This is a genomic window from Acidovorax sp. CCYZU-2555, from assembly GCF_018413525.1.
In the GTDB taxonomy this organism is placed as follows: domain Bacteria; phylum Pseudomonadota; class Gammaproteobacteria; order Burkholderiales; family Burkholderiaceae_C; genus Comamonas.
The window spans coordinates 1-21,290 of sequence record NZ_JAHCDD010000090.1; the positions used below are offsets into that span (position 1 = coordinate 1).

The 21,290-nt window shown below is 66.4% G+C and carries 22 protein-coding genes; 13 read left to right on the plus strand and 9 right to left on the minus strand.

The window, feature by feature from the left end:
- A partial coding sequence (locus tag KHY18_RS23385) for an SDR family NAD(P)-dependent oxidoreductase (RefSeq protein WP_213305682.1) occupies positions 1 to 566 on the plus strand: 566 nt, incomplete at its 5' end.
- Positions 567 to 619: 53 nt separating this feature from the next.
- Positions 620 to 1,126 (plus strand): flavin reductase, encoded by a 507-nt coding sequence (locus KHY18_RS23390; RefSeq protein ID WP_249729338.1) that lies wholly within the window; start codon positions 620 to 622, stop codon positions 1,124 to 1,126.
- Between the two features lie 20 nt (positions 1,127 to 1,146).
- Here KHY18_RS23390 and KHY18_RS23395 read toward each other — a convergent pair whose 3' ends face one another.
- The 4 genes from KHY18_RS23395 to KHY18_RS23410 form a co-directional block, all read right to left on the minus strand.
- A complete protein-coding gene (locus KHY18_RS23395) occupies positions 1,147 to 2,715 on the minus strand; it encodes a GTPase (protein ID WP_213305685.1) in 1,569 nt (522 codons plus the stop codon).
- Complete coding sequence (locus KHY18_RS23400) at positions 2,712 to 3,983, minus strand: GTPase (protein ID WP_213305688.1); 1,272 nt, start codon at positions 3,981 to 3,983, stop codon at positions 2,712 to 2,714. Before KHY18_RS23400 ends, KHY18_RS23395 begins: the two co-directional genes overlap by 4 nt.
- Positions 3,984 to 4,052: 69 nt before the next feature.
- Positions 4,053 to 4,988, minus strand: coding sequence for a catechol 1,2-dioxygenase (gene catA, locus KHY18_RS23405; protein ID WP_213305691.1), 936 nt, complete (start codon positions 4,986 to 4,988; stop codon positions 4,053 to 4,055).
- A gap of 50 nt (positions 4,989 to 5,038) precedes the next feature.
- Entirely contained in the window at positions 5,039 to 6,205 is a 1,167-nt protein-coding gene (locus tag KHY18_RS23410) for a muconate/chloromuconate family cycloisomerase (protein WP_213305694.1), read from the minus strand.
- Between the two features lie 152 nt (positions 6,206 to 6,357).
- On the opposite strand from KHY18_RS23410, the gene KHY18_RS23415 reads away from it, so the two are divergent.
- Positions 6,358 to 7,290 (plus strand): LysR family transcriptional regulator, encoded by a 933-nt coding sequence (locus KHY18_RS23415; protein ID WP_213305697.1) that lies wholly within the window; start codon positions 6,358 to 6,360, stop codon positions 7,288 to 7,290.
- 33 nt (positions 7,291 to 7,323) lie between these two features.
- On the opposite strand, the gene KHY18_RS23420 is transcribed toward KHY18_RS23415, so the two are convergent.
- Positions 7,324 to 8,022: an HAD family hydrolase gene (locus KHY18_RS23420; RefSeq protein WP_213305700.1), complete on the minus strand. Its 699-nt coding sequence runs from the start codon at positions 8,020 to 8,022 to the stop codon at positions 7,324 to 7,326.
- A 35-nt stretch (positions 8,023 to 8,057) separates the two neighbouring features.
- Positions 8,058 to 8,873, minus strand: a complete 816-nt coding sequence (locus tag KHY18_RS23425; protein WP_213305703.1) for a phosphodiesterase — start codon at positions 8,871 to 8,873, stop codon at positions 8,058 to 8,060.
- Positions 8,874 to 9,030: 157 nt separating this feature from the next.
- Between KHY18_RS23425 and KHY18_RS23430 the strand changes: the two genes are divergently transcribed.
- Genes KHY18_RS23430 through KHY18_RS23450 form a run of 5 tightly spaced genes read left to right on the plus strand, consistent with a single transcriptional unit; the run spans position 9,031 to position 14,043 of the window.
- Positions 9,031 to 10,359 carry an ABC transporter substrate-binding protein gene (locus KHY18_RS23430; RefSeq protein ID WP_213305706.1) on the plus strand — a complete coding sequence of 443 codons (1,329 nt, stop codon included), beginning with the start codon at positions 9,031 to 9,033 and terminating at the stop codon, positions 10,357 to 10,359.
- Positions 10,360 to 10,366: 7 nt separating this feature from the next.
- Positions 10,367 to 11,299, plus strand: coding sequence for a carbohydrate ABC transporter permease (locus KHY18_RS23435; protein ID WP_213305709.1), 933 nt, complete (start codon positions 10,367 to 10,369; stop codon positions 11,297 to 11,299).
- 2 nt (positions 11,300 to 11,301) lie between these two features.
- Positions 11,302 to 12,132 (plus strand): carbohydrate ABC transporter permease, encoded by an 831-nt coding sequence (locus tag KHY18_RS23440; protein ID WP_213305712.1) that lies wholly within the window; start codon positions 11,302 to 11,304, stop codon positions 12,130 to 12,132.
- Between the two features lie 26 nt (positions 12,133 to 12,158).
- Positions 12,159 to 13,235 (plus strand): ABC transporter ATP-binding protein, encoded by a 1,077-nt coding sequence (locus KHY18_RS23445; RefSeq protein ID WP_213305715.1) that lies wholly within the window; start codon positions 12,159 to 12,161, stop codon positions 13,233 to 13,235.
- Positions 13,236 to 13,239: 4 nt separating this feature from the next.
- The gene (locus KHY18_RS23450) at positions 13,240 to 14,043 is read left to right on the plus strand and encodes a DeoR/GlpR family DNA-binding transcription regulator (protein ID WP_213305718.1); all 804 of its coding nucleotides are present in this window, start codon (positions 13,240 to 13,242) and stop codon (positions 14,041 to 14,043) included.
- 57 nt (positions 14,044 to 14,100) lie between these two features.
- Here the strand turns inward: KHY18_RS23450 and KHY18_RS23455 are convergent, their stop codons facing one another.
- The gene (locus KHY18_RS23455; RefSeq protein WP_213305721.1) at positions 14,101 to 15,042 is read right to left on the minus strand and encodes a LysR substrate-binding domain-containing protein; all 942 of its coding nucleotides are present in this window, start codon (positions 15,040 to 15,042) and stop codon (positions 14,101 to 14,103) included.
- A 127-nt stretch (positions 15,043 to 15,169) separates the two neighbouring features.
- Here KHY18_RS23455 and KHY18_RS23460 point away from each other — a divergent pair, with 127 nt between their 5' ends.
- From KHY18_RS23460 to KHY18_RS23480, 5 genes are all read left to right on the plus strand, one after another.
- Positions 15,170 to 15,562, plus strand: coding sequence for a carboxymuconolactone decarboxylase family protein (locus tag KHY18_RS23460; protein WP_213305724.1), 393 nt, complete (start codon positions 15,170 to 15,172; stop codon positions 15,560 to 15,562).
- A gap of 22 nt (positions 15,563 to 15,584) precedes the next feature.
- The gene (locus KHY18_RS23465; protein ID WP_213305738.1) at positions 15,585 to 17,075 is read left to right on the plus strand and encodes an aldehyde dehydrogenase family protein; all 1,491 of its coding nucleotides are present in this window, start codon (positions 15,585 to 15,587) and stop codon (positions 17,073 to 17,075) included.
- 18 nt (positions 17,076 to 17,093) lie between these two features.
- Positions 17,094 to 17,966, plus strand: a complete 873-nt coding sequence (locus KHY18_RS23470) for an NAD(P)-dependent oxidoreductase (RefSeq protein WP_213305727.1) — start codon at positions 17,094 to 17,096, stop codon at positions 17,964 to 17,966.
- A 228-nt stretch (positions 17,967 to 18,194) separates the two neighbouring features.
- Positions 18,195 to 19,178, plus strand: coding sequence for a Bug family tripartite tricarboxylate transporter substrate binding protein (locus tag KHY18_RS23475; RefSeq protein WP_213305730.1), 984 nt, complete (start codon positions 18,195 to 18,197; stop codon positions 19,176 to 19,178).
- A gap of 29 nt (positions 19,179 to 19,207) precedes the next feature.
- Positions 19,208 to 20,608, plus strand: a complete 1,401-nt coding sequence (locus tag KHY18_RS23480) for a M20 family metallopeptidase (protein WP_213305732.1) — start codon at positions 19,208 to 19,210, stop codon at positions 20,606 to 20,608.
- A 32-nt stretch (positions 20,609 to 20,640) separates the two neighbouring features.
- Here KHY18_RS23480 and KHY18_RS23485 read toward each other — a convergent pair whose 3' ends face one another.
- The gene (locus tag KHY18_RS23485) at positions 20,641 to 21,024 is read right to left on the minus strand and encodes a VOC family protein (protein WP_213305734.1); all 384 of its coding nucleotides are present in this window, start codon (positions 21,022 to 21,024) and stop codon (positions 20,641 to 20,643) included.
- 48 nt (positions 21,025 to 21,072) lie between these two features.
- Positions 21,073 to 21,290: alanine racemase C-terminal domain-containing protein (locus KHY18_RS23490; RefSeq protein ID WP_283771366.1), on the minus strand; the 218-nt coding region annotated here is incomplete at its 5' end.

Sequence of the window (21,290 nt, forward strand, 5' to 3'; positions counted from 1 at the left end):
ATGTCGAGCGCAAGCAAGACTTCGAGGCCGCCCAGGCGTTCGCGCAACAGCGTTGGGGCGGTCTGCAGGTCGCGGTCAACAATGCCGCCGTGACGCTGACGACGCCGGTGATGGACATCAGCCCCGACGAGTTCGACACGGTGCTGCGTGTCAACCTGCGCGGCACGTTCCTGGGCTGCCAGGTGTTCGGCGCGGCATTCGCGCAGGCCGGCTACGGCCGGCTGATCAATGTCGCCTCGCTGGCCGGCCAGAACGGCGGCACGGCATCGGGCGCCCACTATGCGTCGTCCAAGTCGGGCATTCTCACGCTGACCAAGATCTTCGCGCGCGAGCTGGCTTCGCGCGGCGTGACGGTGAACGCCGTCGCGCCCGGCCCGCTGGACCTGCCCTCGGTGCGCGCGGCCGTGCCGCCGCAGCGCCTGGCCAGGCTGGTCGACGCCATTCCGGTGCGCAAGCTGGGCAACCCGCGCTTCGTGGCCGGGCTGGTCGTGCAGCTGGCTTCACCCGAGGCCGATTTCGCCACCGGCGCGGCCTGGGACATCAACGGCGGCATTTTCATGCGCTGAGGCGAATGCCGACCACGGGCCGACCCCGCGCCCTACCTCTGAGGAACTGCACCATGATCTCCCTTTCCGATTTCCGCGACGGCATGGCCAGGCTCGCCGGCGCCGTGAACGTCATCACCACCGACGGCGCGGCCGGCCCGGCCGGCTTCACGGCCTCGGCGGTCTGCAGCGTCACCGACCAGCCGCCCACGCTGCTGGTCTGCATGAATCGCGCGTCCTACGCCCACCGCTTTTTCGTGGAGAACAAGGTGTTGTGCGTCAACGTGCTGGCCGCGGACCAGCAGGCGCTGTCGTCGCTGTTCGCCAACCGCGAGGTGACCATGGCCCAGCGCTTCGAGCAGGTGCCGTGGCGCCGGCTGCAGACCGGAGCGCCGGCGCTCGATGGCGCGCTGGTCAGTTTCGACGGCGGGATCATCCAGGTCCATGAGGTCGGTTCGCACAGCATCTTCTTCGTGCAACTGCAGGCCGTGCGCATAGGCGATCAGGATTCGCAGGGCCTGGCGTATTTCAACCGCGGCTACCACCCGCTGGGAGACAGCGGGGTCGCGCTGCGCGCCTGACCGCAGGCCGCGCGCCGGTTTCAGTGCGCGGGCTGCAGCGCCTGGCCGCTGCGGCGCAGCCCGGCCTTGATGGCCGCGAGCGCCGCGCGCTGGGTGTCCAGCTCGGCCAGCAGCGCCTGCAGACTGGCTTCGAGCGCGTCCAGTGCTTGTTGGCATGGGCGCAGGGCCTGGGCCGCAGACTCCGACAGCAGGCCATGGATCGCCTGCTCCAGCGCGGCGTGCAGCCGTGCTGGGTCAACCACCATGGCGCTGCCCGTGCCTATGCGCTCATAGGCGGCGTCGTCGCCCAGCAGCAGCGGCCGGGCCAGCGTGACCGGGGCGTCGTAGCCGGAAAGCGCACTGCGCGCGGCCTGGGCGAACGCGTCTTCGAGGAGGGCTTGGGCCTGGGCGCACACGGCGCGCGCATCGCCGGCTGGCGCATGGCGCTCCAGCAGCTCGGGCAGTGCGGGAATCACGCTGCGCCAGACCTGGGTCACGAGCGCGGTTTGCATGCCGGGCAGGGCGGTGCGCTCCACGCTGATGGCTTGCTGCAGCGCGGCCAGCAGCGGCTGCGCGCCGGTCTGCAGGCCTTGCAGCACGCATTCCTCGGCATGGTGCAGCACGATCTCCGCCGATTTGCGCTGTCGATAGCCCTGGGCCTGGTCGACGATCTGCTGCAGCGCGGCCCACAGCCTGTCGAAGCCCGCCGCGTTCAGCGCCTGCGCGGTCTGCCCCTGGTCGCGCGCCGCGTACGACGACACGGAAACCGGCGGCCGCAGCAGCTCGGGGGCCACGCCGAGCAGCGCGAGCTTGTCGCGGCCGCGCTGCTGCACATCGGCTTCCTGCAGCGCGCGGTTGTCGGCGGTCTTGTTGCGCAGCATGCTGACGATCTCGCCGTCGACTTCGTCTTCCTCCACGCAATCGCTGCGCGTGAGCACCGGTTGCAGCGGCTTGCCGCGGTGCAGCTCGCGCGCCAGTTCGTCGAGTTCCTGGACCTGGCCGGGCGAAGTCGAGCTGGTGAGCCACAGCACGCCGTCGGCGCTGTCGGTGAAGCGCCGCGTCAGCGCAGCGTTCTCCGGCGTGGCCGAATGCAGGCCGGGCGTGTCGAACAGCACCAGCTTGCGGCCCAGGCGCACGCCCTGCAGCGTGGTCGTGGTCTCGGTGGAGCCTTCCTTCAAGCGTGCGCCGGCCAGCGGGACGATGCGCTCGGCTTCGACGCTGAAATACTCCACTGCGTGGCCGCGCGCCGCAAAGCGGTCGGCGACGAAGTTGCAAAATGAACTCTTGCCGGCATTGAACTTGCCGAACACCAGCAAGATTGCGCTGTGCTCCAGCAGCGCGGCCAGCGCCTGGGTCGCGCCCAGGTCCTGGCGGCGGGCCTGCCAGTCGGGCACATCGGCCTGCAGGCGCGCATGGATGGCGCTGGCCTGCGCGGCCAGCGCATGGTCGGCGCGCAGGCCCGGCCATTGCAAGGGAGACGCTGTGAGGCCCGCGGCCAGGCGCTCAAGCCAGGCATCGAGCGCGCCCAGCGTGGCGCGCATGTCGCCCGCGCCCCATTGCAGCGCGTCCAGGCCCGCCATGAACTGCTGTTCTGCGTCGGTGCCGCTCACGCCGCGTCCTCCAACGCCTGCAGCGCGCGCAGCGACTGCAGCGCCGTGCGCACTGCCGCGCGCTGGCCGTCGACTTGCGCGATGCGCGCGGCCAGTGCCTGCCGGTCGGCCGAAATCTCGTAATAGCGCGCGAAGTCGCGCTGCAGGTCTTCGCGGCCGGCGTCGTCGTAGAACATCCGGCGCAGGTCTTCGCGGTATTTCACCGAGACGCCCAGCACCGCGACCATGACGCTGTTGAGGCTGCGCGCCACGGTGTGCTGGGCCGTGGGCAATTCGATGGCGCCATGCCGCGTCAGCGCCGCGTTGAGCTGTATGCAGACCTTGGAGTACGCGACCTGCACACGCGCGCGCTCCATGCGGCCGGCGGTGAGGCGGAACTTGTCGTGCGCGGTGTCGGGTCGCAGCGCCAGATCGGGGCCGGGCGTGGCCATCACTTCGGCCAGGTCCTGCCTGGCCTTGTCGAACACCGCGCCCAGGTCCTGGTCGAACTGGCGCCGCTGCTGCGCCTGCAGGCCCAGCAGCTCGTCGTTTTGCTTGCCCAGCGCGGCCTCGCGCTGCAGCAGCTCCTGGTGCATGGCGCTTTTCAGCTGGGCGGATTCATGCGCGCGGGCCTGCGGCACCTGGCGCAGCGCCTGGTCCAGCGCGGCGCGCAGCGCGGGAATGCCGCTGCGCTCGATCAGCAGCTTCTTGCCGCCGTCTACGCCCTGGCGATGGCGCGTGGAGGACGCGGCGTTGAGCGCCATGCCCTGCGCCTGCCGGCCGATCGCGCCCAGCACCTGCTGCAATTGCGCACCGTCCGCCACCTGGTCGACCTGAGACACCACCAGCAGCGTCTGGCGCCGCGTGCTGTCGGCGTCGGCGCGCAGCGCCTGCAGCAGGCTGCGCTCCTGGGCATCGAGCTCGCCTTCCTTGGCCGAATGCACGAACAGGCGGATGTCGGATTGCAGCCAGGCGGCCTGGCGCGCAAAGCGGTCGTCGTCCTGGCCCACATCGGCGTCGAGGCCGGGCGCGTCCAGCCAGCGCACGCTGTCCTTCACATGGACGTTCAAGCCCGTGGTCTCGCGCTTGTCGGCGACGGCAAAAGTGTCCTCGCCCATCAGTTCATTGAGCAGCCGGCTCTTGCCGTGGTTGTACTTGCCGATCACGGTCACCGTGGAAAGGCCCGCCTGCGCGTGCAGCGCGCGCAGGCGGGCGAGATCATGGGCCCGGCCGGGCAGCACGGGGAGAACATCGTGTTCGATCCGGTCGAAGATATCCGCTGGGGGCAAGTCGCTACTCCTTGGCGCGCGTGGTTCGGAAGCGCCGCGACCGGGCGGCCGCGGCGCGGGGCGGCGCCGTCAGGCGGTGGCGCGCGGGCGATCGACGATCTGGTTGTCGATGCCGTTCACCAGTTCGGACAGGTGGATGTCGAAGACGATCTCGGCGAACGGACCCTTCAGGCCCCAGGCGGCGATGCTGTCGGCATCGGTGCGCTCGACCAGCGGCGGCACCAGGCCGTCGCGCGTGGCGTAGGCGAAATCGTCATAGACCAGCGGGTCGCCGTCGATGTTGATCTGCGTCGTCAGCTTGCGGTGGTCGTCTGCTGTGACGAAGAAGTGGATGTGCGCCGGGCGGTTGCCGTGGCGGCCGAGCTGGTTGAGCAGGGCCTGGGTCGCGCCGTCGGGCGGGCAGCCATAGCCCTTGGGCACGATGCTCTCGAAGCTGTAGTGGCCCTTGTCGTCCGCGATGATGGTGCGGCGCATGTTGAACGGGGCCTGTTCGCCCGTGGGGTCGAAGTGCGAGTAGAAGCCCTTGGTGTTCGCATGCCAGACCTCGACCTGGGCGCCCGGCAGCGGCTGGCCGTCGGCGCCGTACACCGTGCCCTGCATGACCAGCGGATGGCCGTTCTTGTCGCTGTCGTCGTCGAGCTTGGCGTGGCCCTGGAACACGGGCGCGCCAGCCACATACAACGGGCCTTCGATGGTGCGCGGCGTGCCGTTCTCGACGCCGTCGTCGGCGTCCTGGGCGTCCATGCGCATGTCGAGGAAACGGTCCACGCCCAGGCCGGGCGACAGCAGTCCGGCCTCGCCGCGCGCGCCCAGGAAGTTCAGGTAGGCCACGGCCGACCAGTATTCGTCGGGCGTGATGTCCAGGTCTTCGATGATCTTGAACAGGTCGCTCACGATGCGGTGGATGATCTGCTTGGTGCGCGGATTGCCGCCGTCCATCTCCAGGCCGGCAATGGTCTTGAGGAAGTCCTGCACATCAGGGGTGTCGAAAATACGTACGCTCATCGTGGCTCCTTGAAAAATTATGAAAAGGCAAGCGATAGGGTGGGGTGTCTTCAGGCCGGCATCGCGACTTGCAGCGCCTTGCGGTCGCGGCGAAAGAAGGCGACGCGCTCCGGGTCCAGTGCGATTCCCAGGCCCGGGCCCGACGGAACGTCCAGATGGAAATCGGCGTAGCGCAGCGGCTCGGTCAGGATTTCCTCGGTGATCAGCAGCGGCCCGAACAGTTCGGTTCCCCATTTGAGGTGCGGGAACGTGGCGAAGACATGGGCCGAGGCAATGGTGCCGACCGCGCCTTCGAGCATGGTTCCGCCATAGAGCTCTATGCCTGCGGCGTCGGCGATTGCCGCCACGCGCTGGGCCGCGAGCAGGCCGCCCGATTGTTCGATCTTCACGGCGAACACATCCGCGGCCGCGATGCGCGCCAGCTCGAAGGCCGAAGCCGGCCCGACCAGCGACTCGTCGGCCATCACGGCCAGCGGATAGCGTGCTTCGGTCAGGCGGGCCAGGGCCGCGGCCGTGGCCACGGGCTGCTCCGCGAGTTCGCAGCCGGCATCAGCCAGCCCGGCCAGGCCGTTGCGCGCCTGCTGTTCGCTCCAGGCCATGTTCACGTCGACGCGCACTTCGGCCCGGTCGGACAGCGCGCGCTTGATGGCGGCCACATGCGCCACGTCTTCCTTGACGCTGCGCCGGCCTATCTTGAGCTTGAAGATGCGGTGGCGGCGCGCGTCCAGCATGCGCTCGGCTTCCTCTATGTCCTTTTGCGTGTCACCCGAGGCCAGCGTCCAGGCCACGGGCAGGCGGTCGCGCTGGCGCCCGCCCAGCAGTTCGGAGACCGGCAGCCCGGTGCGCTGGCCCAGCGCATCGAACAGCGCCGTTTCCACGGCGCACTTGGCGAAGCGGTTGTCGCGCACCGTGAGCTGCACCCGGGCCATTGCTGCGGCCACCGCATGGGCGTCGGTGCCTATCAGCAGCGGCGCGATATAGGTGTCTACCGTCAGCTTCATGCCTTCGGGGCTTTCCGCGCCATAGGCCAGGCCGCCTATGGTCGTGCCTTCGCCCCAGCCCACGCTGCCGTCGGAGCAGCGCACGCGCACCAGCATCAGCGTCTGGCCGTGCATGACCGTCATGGCCAGCTTGTGCGGGCGTATCGTGGGGAGGTCGACCAGGAATGTCTCGATCTGTTCGATCAGCACTTTTCCAAGCTGGATGGGAGTGGGCATGGCGTTTTGCATACCTGCATTGGAACGCGCAGATACGGGGCAAATCCAGTATTTCTTTGGTTCGGTTTGATACCTTGAAGGTATAGTTGGCGCGTAAGTGGCCGAGATATATCGGTCGAAAGCCTAAAACAGACCTTCTATGGTTTTCCCCTATGGATTTGAGGCAGTTAAAGTATTTCGTGGCCGTCGCGCGTGAGCGCAACTTCACGCGCGCCGCCGAACAGCTGCATATGGCGCAGCCGCCGCTGGGCCGCCAGATACAGCTGCTGGAAGAGGAGCTGGGCGTGCCCCTGCTGCTGCGCAACAGCCGTCCGCTGCGGCTGACCGAGGCCGGGCGCTTTCTGTTCGAGCAGGCGGTCCAGGTGCTCAGCCGCGTCGAGCAGATGACCGCCGAGACGCGGCGCCTGGGCCTGAACCAGCAGGGCACGCTGTCGATAGGCTTCGTGCCGTCCACGCTCTACGGCGGCGTGCCCATACTGCTGCGCAAGCTGCGCCAGCAGCACCCGAAACTGGACATCCGGCTGGTGGAGCTGTCGTCGATACAGCAGGTCGAAGCCCTGCGCACGGGGCGCATCGATCTGGGCTTCGGCCGCATCCCTTCCAACGACCGCGCCGTGACGCGCATCGTGCTGCGCGAGGAGCGGCTGGTGCTGGCCATGCCGTCGACATCACCGGGTGCGGCCAAGCCCCAGCCCATGTGGCTGTCGGAGCTGGCGGAGCAGAAGCTCATCGTCTATCCCAAGAATCCCCGGCCCAGCTTTGCCGACCAGATCCTGGCGCTGATCAACGGCTGCGGCGTGCAGCCCGCCGAGATCATCGAGGTCAACGAACTGCAGACCGCACTGGGCCTGGTCGCGTCTGAGGCGGGCGTGTGCATCATCCCGGCGTCGGCGACGTTCCGCGCCGATCTACGCTACCGGCCGATTGCCGATGCCAACGCGACTTCGCCCATCATCATGTGCCATCGCCTGAACGACGACGGCTGGTACATCGCCAGCGTGAAGAAACTGGTGGACGAGCTGTACCACAGCGCGCCTAGCGCATTGGGCATGGGGTTTCCGCAGTTTCCCGGGCCCATGGGCTGAGGCGCGCAATTCACCTGCACTTTTGGGCTGTCATCAAGCCTCTTTTTCGGCCTGGCCCAGAACATCGAGCACGTGCCAGCCCTTGGCCAGGGCGTGGCGCTGCAGCTGCGCATCCGGGTTCACGGCGACCGGGTGGCCCACGCGGCTCAGAAGCGGCAGGTCATTGATCGAGTCGCTGTAGAAAAAGGCGCCGGCCAGCGCGGCCGGCGCCAGTCCTTGCTGCTGCAGCCAGGCCTGCAGGCGATGCACCTTGCCTTCGCGCATGTTGGGCATGCCCTGCACCTGGCCCGAAAAAACGCCATCGACCAGCGCCAGCTCGGTGGCCAGGCAATGCGCAAAGCCCAGTTCCAGGGCGCTGCGCTCGGCAATCACGCGGTTGCTGGCGGTGGTGAGCACCAGCAGATGGCCCGCTGCGCGGTGCGACGCGACCAGTGCATGTGCGGCGGGCGGCAAACGCGGTCGTATTTCTTCGGCCAGGAACCGGTCCTGCCATGGGCGCCACTCGGCCGGCGAGCGTCCGGCCAGCAGGCACGCATAGAACGCGCTGAACGCTTCGACACTGACCTGGCCGGCGCGGTAGTCGGCGCCCAGCTGTTCGTTGCGCACCTGCACTTCGGCGGGCACCAGGTCGTGGCGCAGCAGGAAGCGGCACCACAGGTCGTCGCCATCACCATCGAGCAAGGTGTGGTCCAGGTCGAACAAGGCCAGCGTGGGGGTGGGGAGGGCGGTCATGGAGGGGCGGGGCTGTCTTGTTTTCCGGGGCGGCGTCAGAACGCAATCGCTGGGCCAAATGTCTCGATGTAGCTCGAATGCGTGCACAGCCCGTGCAATGGCGTCCAGCGGTGCAGCGAAATCTTGGGCGGCTCCAGCTGCGCGTGCAGTTTTGCGCCCGGGCGCAGATCGAGCGCAATCTGGTGCGCCACCGACGGCGCCACATGCAGCGGCACGCCCGCGAACTGCATCTGCACCGCGCGGTGCAGGTGACCGCACAGCACGCCTTGCACCAGGCCATGCTGGCGAATCAGCGCCGCGAGCGGTTCAGCGCCCGCCAGCAGGCTGCATGCATCCATGGCTTCGATGCCCGTGGGCAGCGGCGGGTGGTGCATGAAGATCAATACCGGTTGGCCGCTGCAGGCTTGCAAGGTGCGCTCCAGCCAGTCGAGCTGCGGCGCCTCCAGGGCGCCATGCGAGCGCCCGGGCACGGCCGTGTCCAGCGCCACGCAGTGCAGGCCTTGGAATTCAAAGTGATAGCAGCACGCACCCTCCGGCGCATCGTGCGCCACCGGCATGTAGCGGCCCAGTGCCGCGCGCGCCCTGCGGGAGTCATCGTGGTTTCCGGGCACGGCATAGACGGGCATGGGCAGGGGCGCGAGCGCATCGGCCACGCGCGCGTACTCGGCCGCGCTGCCGCGCTCGGTGAGATCGCCGGTCAGCAACACCAGATCGGGGCGCGGCGCCATGGCGACCACATGGGCCACGGCGCGGTGCAGCGCGCGCTCGGTGTCCATTTGTCCGCCCAGAAAGGCGGGGCCGGTGCCGATGTGCGGGTCGGAGAGTTGGGCAATCAGAAGGGGGGCGTGCATGGATGGGAAGTCTAGGAGCTTTCCGCAAGATTCCATACTTATTTGTGGAAATGGAATGGTTTGTGTGGATTTCATATGGTTGTCACGAAGGCGCAGCAGCATACGTCCTGCGATTGCCCCGTTGTTGTCTCACCCTCTGTATTGAAGGAACCATGTCATGCGCCATCCCAACCCCGCTTTGTCCGACCCGGCTTCGGGCGTCTCTTCCCAGCGCCGCCAGTTGCTCAGGACCGGCGTGAGCGTGTCGGCCGCGGCCATGCTCGGCGGCATGCCGCTGTTCGCCAGCGGGCAGCAGCAAGTCAAGCTGGCCTTCATGTATCCCGTTGGCGTCTCGGGCGACATCAACCGCCTGGTGTCGACCATGATCAGCAGCTTCAATGCCGCGCACAGCGACATCCAGGTCGAAGCGATCTACGCCGGCAGCTACGACAACACCGAACAGAAGGTGATGACCGCGCTGGGCGTGGGCGATCCGCCGGCCACCTGGCTGCCCATCAACTCCATGCTCACCACCTTCCTGAACATGGATGCGCTCGAGGACGTGACCGCGCTGGCCAAGGCCGACGACATCTTCCAGGACTTCCTGCCGGGCTTTCTGGGCACCTGCATGTCCGACAACAAGCTCTACGGCCTGCCGTTCCAGTGCAGCACGCCCGTGGTCTATTTCAACAAGGCGGCCTTTGCCAAGGCCGGCCTCAAGGCCGCTCCCGCCAACTGGAGCGAGCTCGAGGCCGCGGCCAAGGCACTCACGGTGCGCAACGGCGACGCCACGGCGCAGTGGGGCCTGACGATAGGCGGCGGCTGGCACGACTGGATCTTCGAGAGCTTCGTGCGCCAGAACGGCCTGGTCTTCTGGAACAAGGAGAAAGTGGCGTTCGATGCGCCCGAAAGCGTGCACGCGCTGGAGTTCTGGCTGCGCATGGTCAAGGCCGGCCACATGCCGCCGGCGTCGACCTGGGAGAGTTCGGCCAACGACTTCATGGCCGGGCGTACCGCCATGCTTTATCACTCGACCGGCTCGATGACCAATATCCTCAAGTCGGCGTCCTTTTCCGTCGGCGTCGCGCCCATGCCCAAAGGAAAGCAGCTGGGCTCCACCATGGGCGGCGGCCCTATCCTGATCGCCAAAAAGCAGCCCGACGCCCACAAGCGCGCGGCCTGGACCTTCGCGCGCTGGATGACCAATACCGCCAACCAGGCCCAGTGGTGCATCGATACCGGTTATCTCGCGGCGCGCAAGTCGTCCTGGGAAACGCCGGCGCTCAAGGCCCATGTGGCCAAGGTGCCCGAGTCGCGCTCGGCGTTTGTCACGGCCGAAGTGGCCGGCGCTTTCCTGCAGGTGCCCGGCTACCACAAGGTGCGCAGCTACCTGCAAAGCGCCATCGACCGCACGCTGATCGGCGAGCTCAAGCCCGACGCCGCGCTGCGCGAGGCCACGGCCAAGTCCAACATCGAAATCCAGCGCCTGTCGCGCCGCCGCGGTTGAAGCCAAGATGAATCCGTCTGCTGCCAAACCCCGCGTGCCCACCGACGCCGTCTGGCGCCGCCAACGGCGGCGCGAGCTTCTCACGGCGCTGGTGATGCTCGCGCCCTCGCTGCTGTTTCTGGGCGCCTTCACGTACTGGCCCATCCTGCGTTCGGCGGTGTACGGATTCTTCGATGTGCAGCTGGGCTCCACGGAGATCTTCTACGTGGGCCTGGAAAACTACCAGCGCCTGTGGCATGACGCCTTGTTCTGGCAGTCGCTGCGCAACACCGTGGTCTATATGGTGATCACGGTGCCGTGCTCGATCGCGCTGGCGCTGCTGCTCGCGGTGGCGCTGGACCGCGGGCTGCGCGGCACGGCGCTGTACCGCTCGACCTTCTTCTACCCGGTGATGATTCCCTCGGTGGCGGCCGGCATGGTCTGGGTGTTTCTGTATGCACCCGGATACGGCCCTATCAACGGCCTGATGGCCTGGCTGGGCCTGCCCAAGCTCGAGTGGCTTTACGACCCGCGCTGGGCCTTGCCCGCCATCATCTTCATGAGCATCTGGAAATACGCGGGCTACTTCATGCTGATCCTGCTGGCCGCGCTGCAGCTCGTGCCGCGCGACCTGTACGAGGCGGCCCGGCTCGATGGCGTGTCCGGCTTTCGCCAGCTGGTGCACATCACCGTGCCGCTGATCTCGCCCACGCTGTACTTCGTGGTGGTCATAGGCGTGCTGCACTCGTACCAGATCTTCGACTACGTGTTCGTGATGACCCATGGCGGCCCGGCCGACGCCACCAATGTGCTGACTTTTTACATCTACCAGAACGCCTTCCAGTTCCAGGACATAGGCAGCGCCTCGGCGATCGCCAACATCCTGCTGCTCGTGGTCGGCGGCCTGATCGCCATCGTCGCCGCCACGCTGGGCCGGCGCGTGCACTACATGGGACGTTGAACATGCCTGCTTTCCGACCTTTCGCGCGTTCGCGCTGGATGCACTGGCTGCTGATACCCGCCTTGCTGCTGTGGCTCAGCCCGCTGGCCTGGATGCTGCTGACTTCGCTCAAGACCAAGGTGGAGATCTTCGACCCGGCGGCGGGCCTGTGGCCGCAGCTGCTGCAGTGGAGCAACTATCCGTCGGCGCTGTCCGTGGCGCCGTTCGGCACCTATCTGCTCAACTCCCTGCTGGTGACGGGGGGCATTCTGCTGGCCCAGCTCACGACCATCACGCTGGCCGCCTACGCCTTTGCGCGCCTGCGCTTTCCGGGCCGCGACCTGCTGTTCGGCCTGTTCCTGCTGCAGGTGATGTTCCCGATCTACGCCACGTTCCTGACCAACTTCATCACCGTGCGCGAGCTGGGCCTGATGAACAGCCTGTGGGCGCTGATGGTGCCGTTCATCGCCAGCGGCTACGGCACTTTCATGCTGCGCCAGGCTTTTCGCCAGGTGCCGCAAGACCTCGCCGACGCAGCGCGCCTGGACGGCTGCGGCCACTGGGCCACGCTGTGGCATGTGTACTTGCCACTGGTCAAGCCCACGCTGATCGCCTTTGGCATGATTTCCGTGGTGACCCACTGGAACGACTACATGTGGCCCCTGCTGGTGACCAACAGCGAATCGGTGCGCACCTTGCCCATAGGCCTGGGCCTGCTGGCCAAGGCCGACAGCGGCGCCGACTGGCCGCGCCTCATGGCCGCCACCATGCTGGTCAGCGCACCGCTGATGCTGGTGTTCGTGATCTTCCAACGCCGCTTTGTCTCCAGCTTCATGCACGCTGGCCTGAAGTAACCCTGTTCCCCCTTACCATCCAAACCATGTCTGCCATCTCCCTACAAGGCATCAGCAAGCGCTATCCGGATCACATCGCGGTGGACCAGCTCGACCTCGAAGTCCAGGCCGGCGAGTTCATGGTGCTGGTCGGCCCGTCCGGCTGCGGCAAATCGACCACCTTGCGCATGATCGCCGGGCTGGAGGACATCAGCGCCGGCCGCCTGCTGATAGGCGGGCGCGATGTGACCCATGCCGAGCCGCACGAACGCGACATCGCCATGGTGTTCCAGTCCTATGCTCTGTACCCGCACATGACCGTTTACATGAACATGGCCTTCGGCCTGCTGCGTACCAGCAATCTGCTGCGCAGCGAGGTGGACCAGCGCGTCAACGAGGCCGCGCAGCGGCTGCAGATCACCGATCTGCTGCAGCGCCGGCCCAATGCGCTGTCCGGCGGACAGCGCCAGCGCGTGGCGATCGGCCGCGCGCTGGTGCGCAAGCCCAAGGTCTTTCTGTTCGACGAGCCGCTGTCCAATCTCGACGCCAAGCTGCGCACCCATATGCGCGGCGAGCTCGAGCGCCTGCACGCCGAACTGGGCATCACCATCGTCTATGTGACCCACGACCAGGTCGAGGCCATGACGCTGGGCACGCGCATCGCGGTGATGGACCGCGGTCATCTGCGCCAGGTGGGCGCGCCCATGGATGTCTACCGCCACCCGGCCGATCGATTCGTGGCTTCGTTCATCGGTTCGCCGCAGATGAACTTCCTGCCCGTGCCGCCAGGCGCCGGTGATGCCCAGGCATGGCTCAACGACCAGTTCGGCGCTGCGGCGCTGAATCCCGGCGCCGTGCTGGGCCTGCGCCCCGAGGAATTGGCGTTGTCCAGTGCATCCGCACCGACCGCGTCCCCGCTGAACTGGCAAGGCGTGGTGCAGCGCGTGGAACGCCTGGGCGCCGAAGCCTATGTGCAGATACGCGTGGGCAGCGCCGACGTGCTGGTGCGCACCGACGCCGATGCGGCGCTGGTGGCCGAGCAAGCGATTGTGCTGACGCCCGAACTCTCGCGCCTGCGCATGTTCGACGCGCAATCCGGCGCCATGCTGGCCGCGCGGGTCTGACGCCATGCACATGACTCCCGTTCTGAGCGCGCGCCAGGAGCGCATCATAGAAATCCTGCGCGCCACCCCGTCGATCACCACGGGGGAGCTGGCGCTGCGCCTGGGCGTCTCGGGCGAGACCGTGCGGCGCGAGCTGCAAACCATGGCCGACGAGGGCATGGTGCAGAAATTCCATGGCGGCGTGAGCCTGCACCGCGACATGCAGGAATCGCCGTTTCTGCTGCGCCTGCGCACCAACGTGGGCGCCAAGCGGCGGCTGGCGCAGCGGGTGTCCAGCCTGCTGCCCGACGGCGCGAGCATCATGCTGGACAACAGCAGCTCGGCCTGCTTTGTCGCCGAGGCGCTGGCCGAACGCCGCGGCCTGACCGTGACCACGCCCTCGCTGGAAGTGGCGCGCGCGCTGGCCAAAAGCGGCGATAGGCACACGGTGATGCTGCCCGGCGGCACCTTGCGCGCCAGCGACATGACGCTGGCCGGCGCCAATGCCTTGCGCTTCGCGACCCAGGTACATCCCGACTATCTGGTGGTCTCGGTGGCCGCGCTCAGCGCCCGCGGCGGCTGCCTCGATTTCGACCCCTTCGAAGTCGAATTCAAGCAGGCCGCCGCCCAGTACGCCGGCACGGTGATCGTGGTGGCGGACGCGAGCAAATTTGGCGCGCCCGGGCTGATCACCAGCTTGCCGTGGGCCGACGTGCAGGTGCTGGTCACCGACAGCGCGCTGCCTGCCGATCTGGCCCAGGCCTGCGCCGGACTTCAGCTGGCGATGGCCGAGGGCACGGAAGATGCGTCCCGGGCGGATGGGAAATAGCGCGCAGTAGCCGCCGGACGCAGCACATCCCGCGCGCCGTTCCCGGCACGCAGCCGTTCACGGTCTTTTGCGCCCTGTCACGCTGGGCGCAGCGCGCCGTATCATGTTCGCGTACGAGGCCAGCATGCCCGCGAGCTCCTTGGCCGCGGGCGACAGGGCCGTGTGCTTGGGCTGAATCAGGCACATGTCGGCGCCGGGCAAGGCCTCGTGCACCGGAACTTCGGCCAGCATGTCCTTGAAGCCGCCAATGCCCAGCGCCACGCGCGGGCCCAGGAACAGGTAGTCGGTCTGCGACACCAGGTGCAGCGTTTCGAATAGCGAATCGAGCGTTGCCACGACCTGCGGCTGGGGCATGGAATGCATGGCGAACCAGTCGGCCAGCCGGTTCGACGGCGTGCCCACCGCGCCCAGCGGCCGGGTGTTGACCCACAGCGCCGCACCCAGCGCCTTGACGCTCTTGATCGCCGTCGCCGGATGCCCGCTGCGGCACAGTATGCAAGGCTCGGAATGGTCTAGCACCTTCCATGTGAAGTCGCTCATGTCGGTGCCGTGGGACACCAGCGTGATGGCGAAATCGGAGCGTCCCTCGCGGATGTTGGTCAGCAGCGTCGACGCCGGTCCGCTCACGATGTGCACCGTGACCTTGGGGTGCTCGACCCGCAGCTGTTCGATGACCGGCGGCGCCAGCCGCGCAAAGGCCTCGACCGACATTCCCACGCGCACGCTGCCCACCAGTTCGCCGCGCAGGTGGCGGAAATCTTCTTCGGCATGCGCGCACTCGCTGAGCACCACGCGCGCGCGCGCCAGCAGCGCCGTGCCATAGGGCGTCATCGAGATCCCGCTCGATGAGCGCGTGAAGAGCGTCGCGCCCACGGCCACTTCGAGCCGCTGCACCTGCTGGGTCAGCCCGCTCTGGGCCATTCCCAGCGCGCGCGCGCCGGCGCGGATGCTGCCGTGTTCCACGACCGCCACAAAAGCGCGCAGCTGTTCAAGCGTCACATTAGGGTCCAGGGGGATACGACGATGTTCTCATGATAACAAGGATCACATCTGTGCACGCCTGACTTCGCTTCCTAGAATTTGATGCAGGAAATCACTTTCCGTTATCTCTACTTGAAAGATGCGTATGACAGATGAGCTGTACAACCGGGGCGAACAAATCCGCCGCGAGGTGCTGGGTGAAGCGTATGTGAACAACTCCGTGGCCAGCACCGACGCGTTCAGCGAGCCCATGCGAACCTTTGCCGTGCGCAACCTGTGGGGCGATGTGTGGGCCCGTCCCGGCCTGGACCGCCGCGCGCGCAGCATCACGAATCTGGCGCTGCTGGCCGCGGCCAACCGCCCGAACGAACTCAAGATCCACATCCGCGCGGCATTGAACAACGGCCTCCAGCGCGAGGAGATCGGCGAGATCTTCCTGCAGGTCGCGCTCTATGCGGGCGTGCCCACGGGCAGCGACGCCACGCGCGTGGCCAAACTGACGTTCGCCGAAATCGACGCCGAAGCCAAGCCGGCCTGAGCAGCGAGTGCACACCATGGCAATGCCCGAAACCACCGCCTTGTTCCACACGCTGGTCGAGCGCTTCGTCGGCCCGCTGGCGCAGATCGGCTCCTTCATCGATGGCCGCCTGGTGCCGGGCAGCGAGTCCGACATTGCGCTGGTCGACCCCGCGTCGGATACCGAGTGGCTGCGCTTCCAGGATGTCTCGCCCGAGCAGGTGCAGGCGGCGCTGCAGTCGTGCGCCGCCGGACAGCAGGCCTGGGCCGAACGTTCGGCGCAGGCGCGCGGCATCGCGCTGCAGGCGCTGAGCACGCTGGTCGCTGAGCACGCGGAACCGCTGGCCCAGCTTGAGAGCCTCACCAGCGGCAAAGGCATCACCGCCAGCCGCGCGCAACTGCAGTCCGTGGTCGAGATCTTTCGCTACTACGCGGGCTGGACCGACAAGTTCGGCGGCAATGTCATTCCCGTGCCGGGCGGGCAGCTGAACTACACGCTGCGCGAACCCCTGGGCGTGGTGCTGGCCATCACGCCCTGGAACTCGCCCATCTACCTGGCGGCCTGGAACATCGCTCCGGCCCTGGCCATGGGCAATGCCGTGCTGCTCAAACCCTCCGAGCTCACGCCGCTGACGTCGATCGCGCTGGCCAAGCTGGCCATCGAGGCCGCTTTTCCCGCGGGCGTGCTGAACGTCATCAACGGCCTGGGCCAGTCGATAGGCGACAACGCCATCGCCAACCCCATCACCAAGAAGGTGGTGTTCGTGGGCTCGGTGCAGACCGGCCGCCGGGTCAATGCCGCGGCCGCGAAGCGCCCCATCGGTTGCCTGCTGGAGTTGGGCGGCAAGTCGGCCAATATCGTGTTCGAGGATGCCGACATCCCGGCCGCCGTCAAGGCTGCCGTGGTCGCCGGGTTTGCCAACACGGGCCAGAACTGCGCCGCGGGCTCGCGCCTGCTGGTGCAGCGCGCGATCTACGACCGCTTCGTGCAGGCCGTGGCGAGTGCGGCGGCCGAGTACCGCATAGGCATGCCGCTGGACGCCGCGACCGAAGGCGGGCCTATCAACAACCGCGCCCAATTCAACCGCATTGGCGAGATGGTGCAGATGGCGCTGGCCGAAGGCGCGACGCTGGCCTACGGCGTGGCGCAGCCCAGCCAGCAGCCGGGCTTCTTCGTGCGCCCCACGGTGCTGCGCGACGTGCACAACGGCATGCGCATTGCGCGCGAAGAGGTGTTCGGTCCGGTGCTGGTCGCCATTCCTTTCGATACCGAGGAAGAGGCGATCCGCATCGCCAACGATAGCGAGTTCGGTCTGGCCGGCGCGGTCTGGACGCGCGATGTGGCGCGCGCCCACCGCGTGGCCCAGAAGGTGCGCGCCGGAATCTTCTGGATCAACATGTACCGCGACATGCATGTCTCCACGCCTTTCGGCGGCTATGACAGCAGCGGCTACGGCCGCTCCAGCGGCATCGAGTCGCTTTACGAATACACCCAGACCAAGAGCGTCTGGGTTCCGACCCACGTTGGCGCTTAACTTCAGCAAGGCAATCAAATGAGTGAATTCAAAACAGTCGGCGTGGTCGGCTTGGGCAACATGGGCCGCGGCATGGCTCTTTCGCTGGCACGCGCCGGTTTCGACGTGCTGGGCTACGACGCCTCGGAGCAGGCGCGTGACACTTCGGCGGCCGAAGGCGTGCGCGTCGCCCAGAGCCTGCAGGCGCTGGGCGGCTGCGATGTGGTGGTGCTTTCGCTGCCGACGACCAATGTGGTGTCCGCCGTGCTCGAAGGCGCGCAAGGCCTGGCGGCCGCCGCCAAGCCGGGACTGCTGATCATAGACACGACTTCGGGCGATCCGCAGGCCACGCGCGCGCTGGCCCAGCGCCTGAATGACGCCGGCCTGCGTTTCATCGACGCGCCGGTCAGCGGCGGCGCCGCGGGTGCGCGCAAGGGTACGCTCACCATGTTCATCGGCGGCTCGGCCAAAGATGTGCAGGACGCCGACGCCGTGCTGGCGGCGCTGGGCGACAAGCGCTTTCACATCGGTGAAGTGGGCGCGGGCGATATCGCCAAGATAGTGAACAACCTGCTGGTGGCTTCGCATCTGCTGACCGCGAGTGAAGCGTTTCGCATGGCCAATGCCGCGGGCGTGGCCACCGAGCAGCTGATCGAAGCCATCAACGCCGGCTCGGGCCGCAGCGGCGTGACGCTTTACAACTATCCCAGCCGCATCCTGAACAACGGCTTCGACTCGGGTTTCACCGTGCAGTTGATGCGCAAGGATGTGAATCTGGCGATGTCGCTGCAGCAATCGCTGGGCCTGAAATTTCCGGTCTCGGGCGAAGTCGGCGATATCTGGAATGCGAGTGCGCAAGCCCTGCAAGACAAGGACGATTTCAATCGCATCGTCACTTTCGAGAAAGAATAGTTTTTAATCTGAAACGGTATCTGTTTCAAATGGGGGAAGGCGGTGCGCGTAAAAGTGCACGGCCTTTTTTTACCCTGGATCAATGGGTTTGGTATTTTGGTGCGGTGATTTCAGGTGGCGTCTGAATTGGTGCGATTTCGCACAACAAGAGGGATTTTTAGGCGATTTTAATGGGTTTTATCTGGCACGATAAATGCAATATCGGAGACATCTTTGTTAGGAACTAAAATGAACCGAAAGACCTTTGTAAAAACCACCCTCGCATTTGCAGCAAGCGCTTTTTGTTGTCTGAGTATCGCTCAGAGCGAATTTCCCACGCGGCCGATTACATTGATCGTTCCATTCGCCCCGGGCGGGTCGGTCGACATGGTGGCGCGCATCGTTGCAGAGAAATGGGGTAGTAATCTCGGCCAGCCCATCATCATTGAAAACAAACCAGGTGCTGCCACCATTGTTGCTGCAGACTATGTGCAGAAGTCGGCGCCAGATGGCTATACCCTGCTGATAGGAACCTCGACCACCTTCGTCGTCAATCCGATTATCTATCCCAAAATTCCATATAACTCGATCAATGGGTTTGAGCCCATAGGCGTGATTGGCAGCAGCGGCCTGGCCTTGCTCGTCAATTCCAATATCAAGGCGGGGAATGTGAAAGACCTGATCTCCGAGATCGCCGCCAAGCCCAACGAATTCTCCTATGGATCGCATGGCAATGGCTCGACCGTGCATTTTGCCGCCGAGATGCTGTGGAATGCGGCGAAATTGAAGAACGTGGTGCATATTCCCTACAAGGGCAGCGCGCCGGCGATTACCGATTTGTCGGGCGGGCAGATTCCGATTGCTTTCGATGCGATTCCCGCAGCAGCTTCCGCGGCCAAGGGCAACCGCGTGAAAATCCTGGCGGTGACCAGCGAAAAGCGTTCTGCGCTGTTGCCCGATGTGCCCACCGTGGCGGAGTCCGGCTATCCCGGGTTCAAGATGGCCTCGTGGTTCGGCATGGTCGGCCCCAAGAACCTGCCGGCCAACGTCAAGGCGAAACTGGAGAAAGCCTTGCAGGCGACGATTTCCGACCCCGCACTCGCCAAGCGACTGCAGGATGCGGGCTTCGACGCCCAGTGGACGGCAGCCGCAAAATACGCCGACCTGGTGAAAGCGGACACCGCCGATCTTGCGCCCATCGCCAAGGCCAACCACATCACCGCGTCGAATTGAACGCGCCGCCAGCGCCCGGGAGAATCACGTTGACCAGACAAGACGCCATTGACCGCGCCAGCGCTTACTACGATGACGGCAGCTTCGTGCAAGACCTGGCGCGCAAGGTCGCCTACCGCACGGCCAGCGAAGCCGACGACAGCGTGGGCGAGTTGCGCGCTTTCCTCGAGAAGGAGGCGGCTGCCGAGCTCGAGGCCCTGGGCTTTCGCTGCGCGCTCTTCGACAACCCGGTGCCGGCTTGCGGGCCTTATCTCATCGCCGAGCGCGAGGAGGGCGCCGCGCTGCCCACGGTGCTGCTGTACGGGCACGGCGACGTCATCCAAGGCCAGGATGCGTCGTGGAAGCCCGGTCTGTCGCCGTGGCAGCTCGTCGTCGACGGCGACCGCATCTACGGCCGCGGCACGGCCGACAACAAGGGGCAGCTGACCGTCAATGTGGGCGCGCTGCGCGCGGCCATCGCGGCCCGGGGCGGGGCGCTGGGCTTCAATATCCGCTGCATCATCGAGACCGCCGAGGAGCGCGGCTCGCCGGGGCTCAATGCCTTTTGCCAGGCGCATGCGCAGGAGCTGAAAGCCGACCTGTTCATCGCTTCGGACGGCCCGCGGCTCAATGCCCGCACGCCCACGCTGTTTCTGGGCTCGCGCGGCATACAGAACTTCGAGCTGAGCCTCGATCTGCGCGAAGGCGCGCACCATTCGGGCAACTGGGGCGGACTGCTGCGCAACCCGGGCACGGTGCTGGCCGCGGCGATCCACTCCCTGGTCGACGCGCGCGGCGCCATCCAGACCCCGCTGCTGCGGCCGGGCCATGTTCCGGCGTCGGTGCGCGACAGCGTGCGCGCGCTGCCGGTCGGCGGAAATGCTGGCGATCCGGTCGTCGATGAAGACTGGGGCGAACCCGGTCTGAACGCCGCCGAGCGGGTCTTTGCCTGGAATACGCTGGAGGTGCTGGGCCTGGAATGCGGCAACGTGCGCAAGCCCATAGGCGCGATTGCGCCTACGGCCAAGGCGGTGCTGCAGCTGCGCTATGTGGTGGGGACCGATCTGGAAGATATCGAAGCCCGGCTGCAGCGCCACTTCATCGATGCAGGCCTGCCCTGGGTCCAGGTCAAAGCGCCTACCGGCATGGCCGCCACGCGCCTGGACCCCGACCATGCCGCGGTGGCGCAGGCGGCCAAGTCCATACAAGCCACGACGGGAATGGCGCCCGCCATCTTGCCCAATCTCGGCGGCACGATTCCCAACGACGCTTTCTCCGAAGTGCTGGGACTGCCTACGCTGTGGGTGCCGCACTCCTATCCCGCCTGTTCGCAGCACGCGCCCAACGAGCACCTGCTGGGCTCGGTCGCGCGCCAAGGCCTGCAAATAATGGCCGGCCTGTTCTGGGACCTGGGCGAGCCGGACAGCGGGTTCTTTCCCGCCGCGGACTGACGCGGCCCAGGGTCAGGCATCGGCCTGCCAGGCTAGCCGTTGTAGACCACGCTGATCTTGTTTCCCGCGGGATCGCGCAGGTATGCGGCATACCAGTTCGGTCCGTAGTGCGCACGCGTTCCCGGTACGCCTTCGTCCGTGCCGCCGTGGGCCATGGCCGCCTGGTAGAACGCATCCACCTGCTCACGGGACTTGACCATGAATCCGACCATGGAACCATTGCCCGCGCTCGCCGCCTGGCCGTCGAATGGCTTGCAGACCCACAGCGTGAATCCTTGGCCCGTGCCGTCTTCGGAGTAAGCCCGCCAGCCCGGAAAATCCATGAACTGGCTCCAGCCGATCGTGCTCAGCGCCGCGTCATAAAACGCATGCGACTGCGCGGGATCGGATGCTCCGACGGTGACGTAATTTGCCATATCCACTCCATGCTGTATAAAAATACAGTATAGCGGTTTTTGGCCATTTCAAGCGCTCGCGATCGATGCCTCCAAGCCTGGCGCGCCGTGTTTTTCGGCTGCCGAAACCACCTCTTCATAGACGCGCGCCACGCGCTTCACATTGCACAGCAGCTCGTAGGCAATGGTGCCCGCGCCGGCCGCGACCTGGTTCACATCGACCGTGCGGCCCCACAGTTCGACGGCGCTGCCTATGCCGCAGGCGGGCAGGTCGGTGAGATCCACGG

Coding starts and splice junctions, on each gene's coding strand:
- KHY18_RS23390 (WP_249729338.1), top strand. CDS start 620: ATGATCTCCCTTTCCGATTTCCGCGACGGCATGGCCAGGCTCGCCGGC.
- catA (WP_213305691.1), bottom strand. CDS start 4,988: ATGAGCGTACGTATTTTCGACACCCCTGATGTGCAGGACTTCCTCAAG.
- KHY18_RS23410 (WP_213305694.1), bottom strand. CDS start 6,205: ATGCCCACTCCCATCCAGCTTGGAAAAGTGCTGATCGAACAGATCGAG.
- KHY18_RS23415 (WP_213305697.1), top strand. CDS start 6,358: ATGGATTTGAGGCAGTTAAAGTATTTCGTGGCCGTCGCGCGTGAGCGC.
- KHY18_RS23420 (WP_213305700.1), bottom strand. CDS start 8,022: ATGACCGCCCTCCCCACCCCCACGCTGGCCTTGTTCGACCTGGACCAC.
- KHY18_RS23425 (WP_213305703.1), bottom strand. CDS start 8,873: ATGCACGCCCCCCTTCTGATTGCCCAACTCTCCGACCCGCACATCGGC.
- KHY18_RS23430 (WP_213305706.1), top strand. CDS start 9,031: ATGCGCCATCCCAACCCCGCTTTGTCCGACCCGGCTTCGGGCGTCTCT.
- KHY18_RS23435 (WP_213305709.1), top strand. CDS start 10,367: ATGAATCCGTCTGCTGCCAAACCCCGCGTGCCCACCGACGCCGTCTGG.
- KHY18_RS23440 (WP_213305712.1), top strand. CDS start 11,302: ATGCCTGCTTTCCGACCTTTCGCGCGTTCGCGCTGGATGCACTGGCTG.
- KHY18_RS23445 (WP_213305715.1), top strand. CDS start 12,159: ATGTCTGCCATCTCCCTACAAGGCATCAGCAAGCGCTATCCGGATCAC.
- KHY18_RS23450 (WP_213305718.1), top strand. CDS start 13,240: ATGCACATGACTCCCGTTCTGAGCGCGCGCCAGGAGCGCATCATAGAA.
- KHY18_RS23460 (WP_213305724.1), top strand. CDS start 15,170: ATGACAGATGAGCTGTACAACCGGGGCGAACAAATCCGCCGCGAGGTG.
- KHY18_RS23465 (WP_213305738.1), top strand. CDS start 15,585: ATGCCCGAAACCACCGCCTTGTTCCACACGCTGGTCGAGCGCTTCGTC.
- KHY18_RS23470 (WP_213305727.1), top strand. CDS start 17,094: ATGAGTGAATTCAAAACAGTCGGCGTGGTCGGCTTGGGCAACATGGGC.
- KHY18_RS23475 (WP_213305730.1), top strand. CDS start 18,195: ATGAACCGAAAGACCTTTGTAAAAACCACCCTCGCATTTGCAGCAAGC.
- KHY18_RS23485 (WP_213305734.1), bottom strand. CDS start 21,024: ATGGCAAATTACGTCACCGTCGGAGCATCCGATCCCGCGCAGTCGCAT.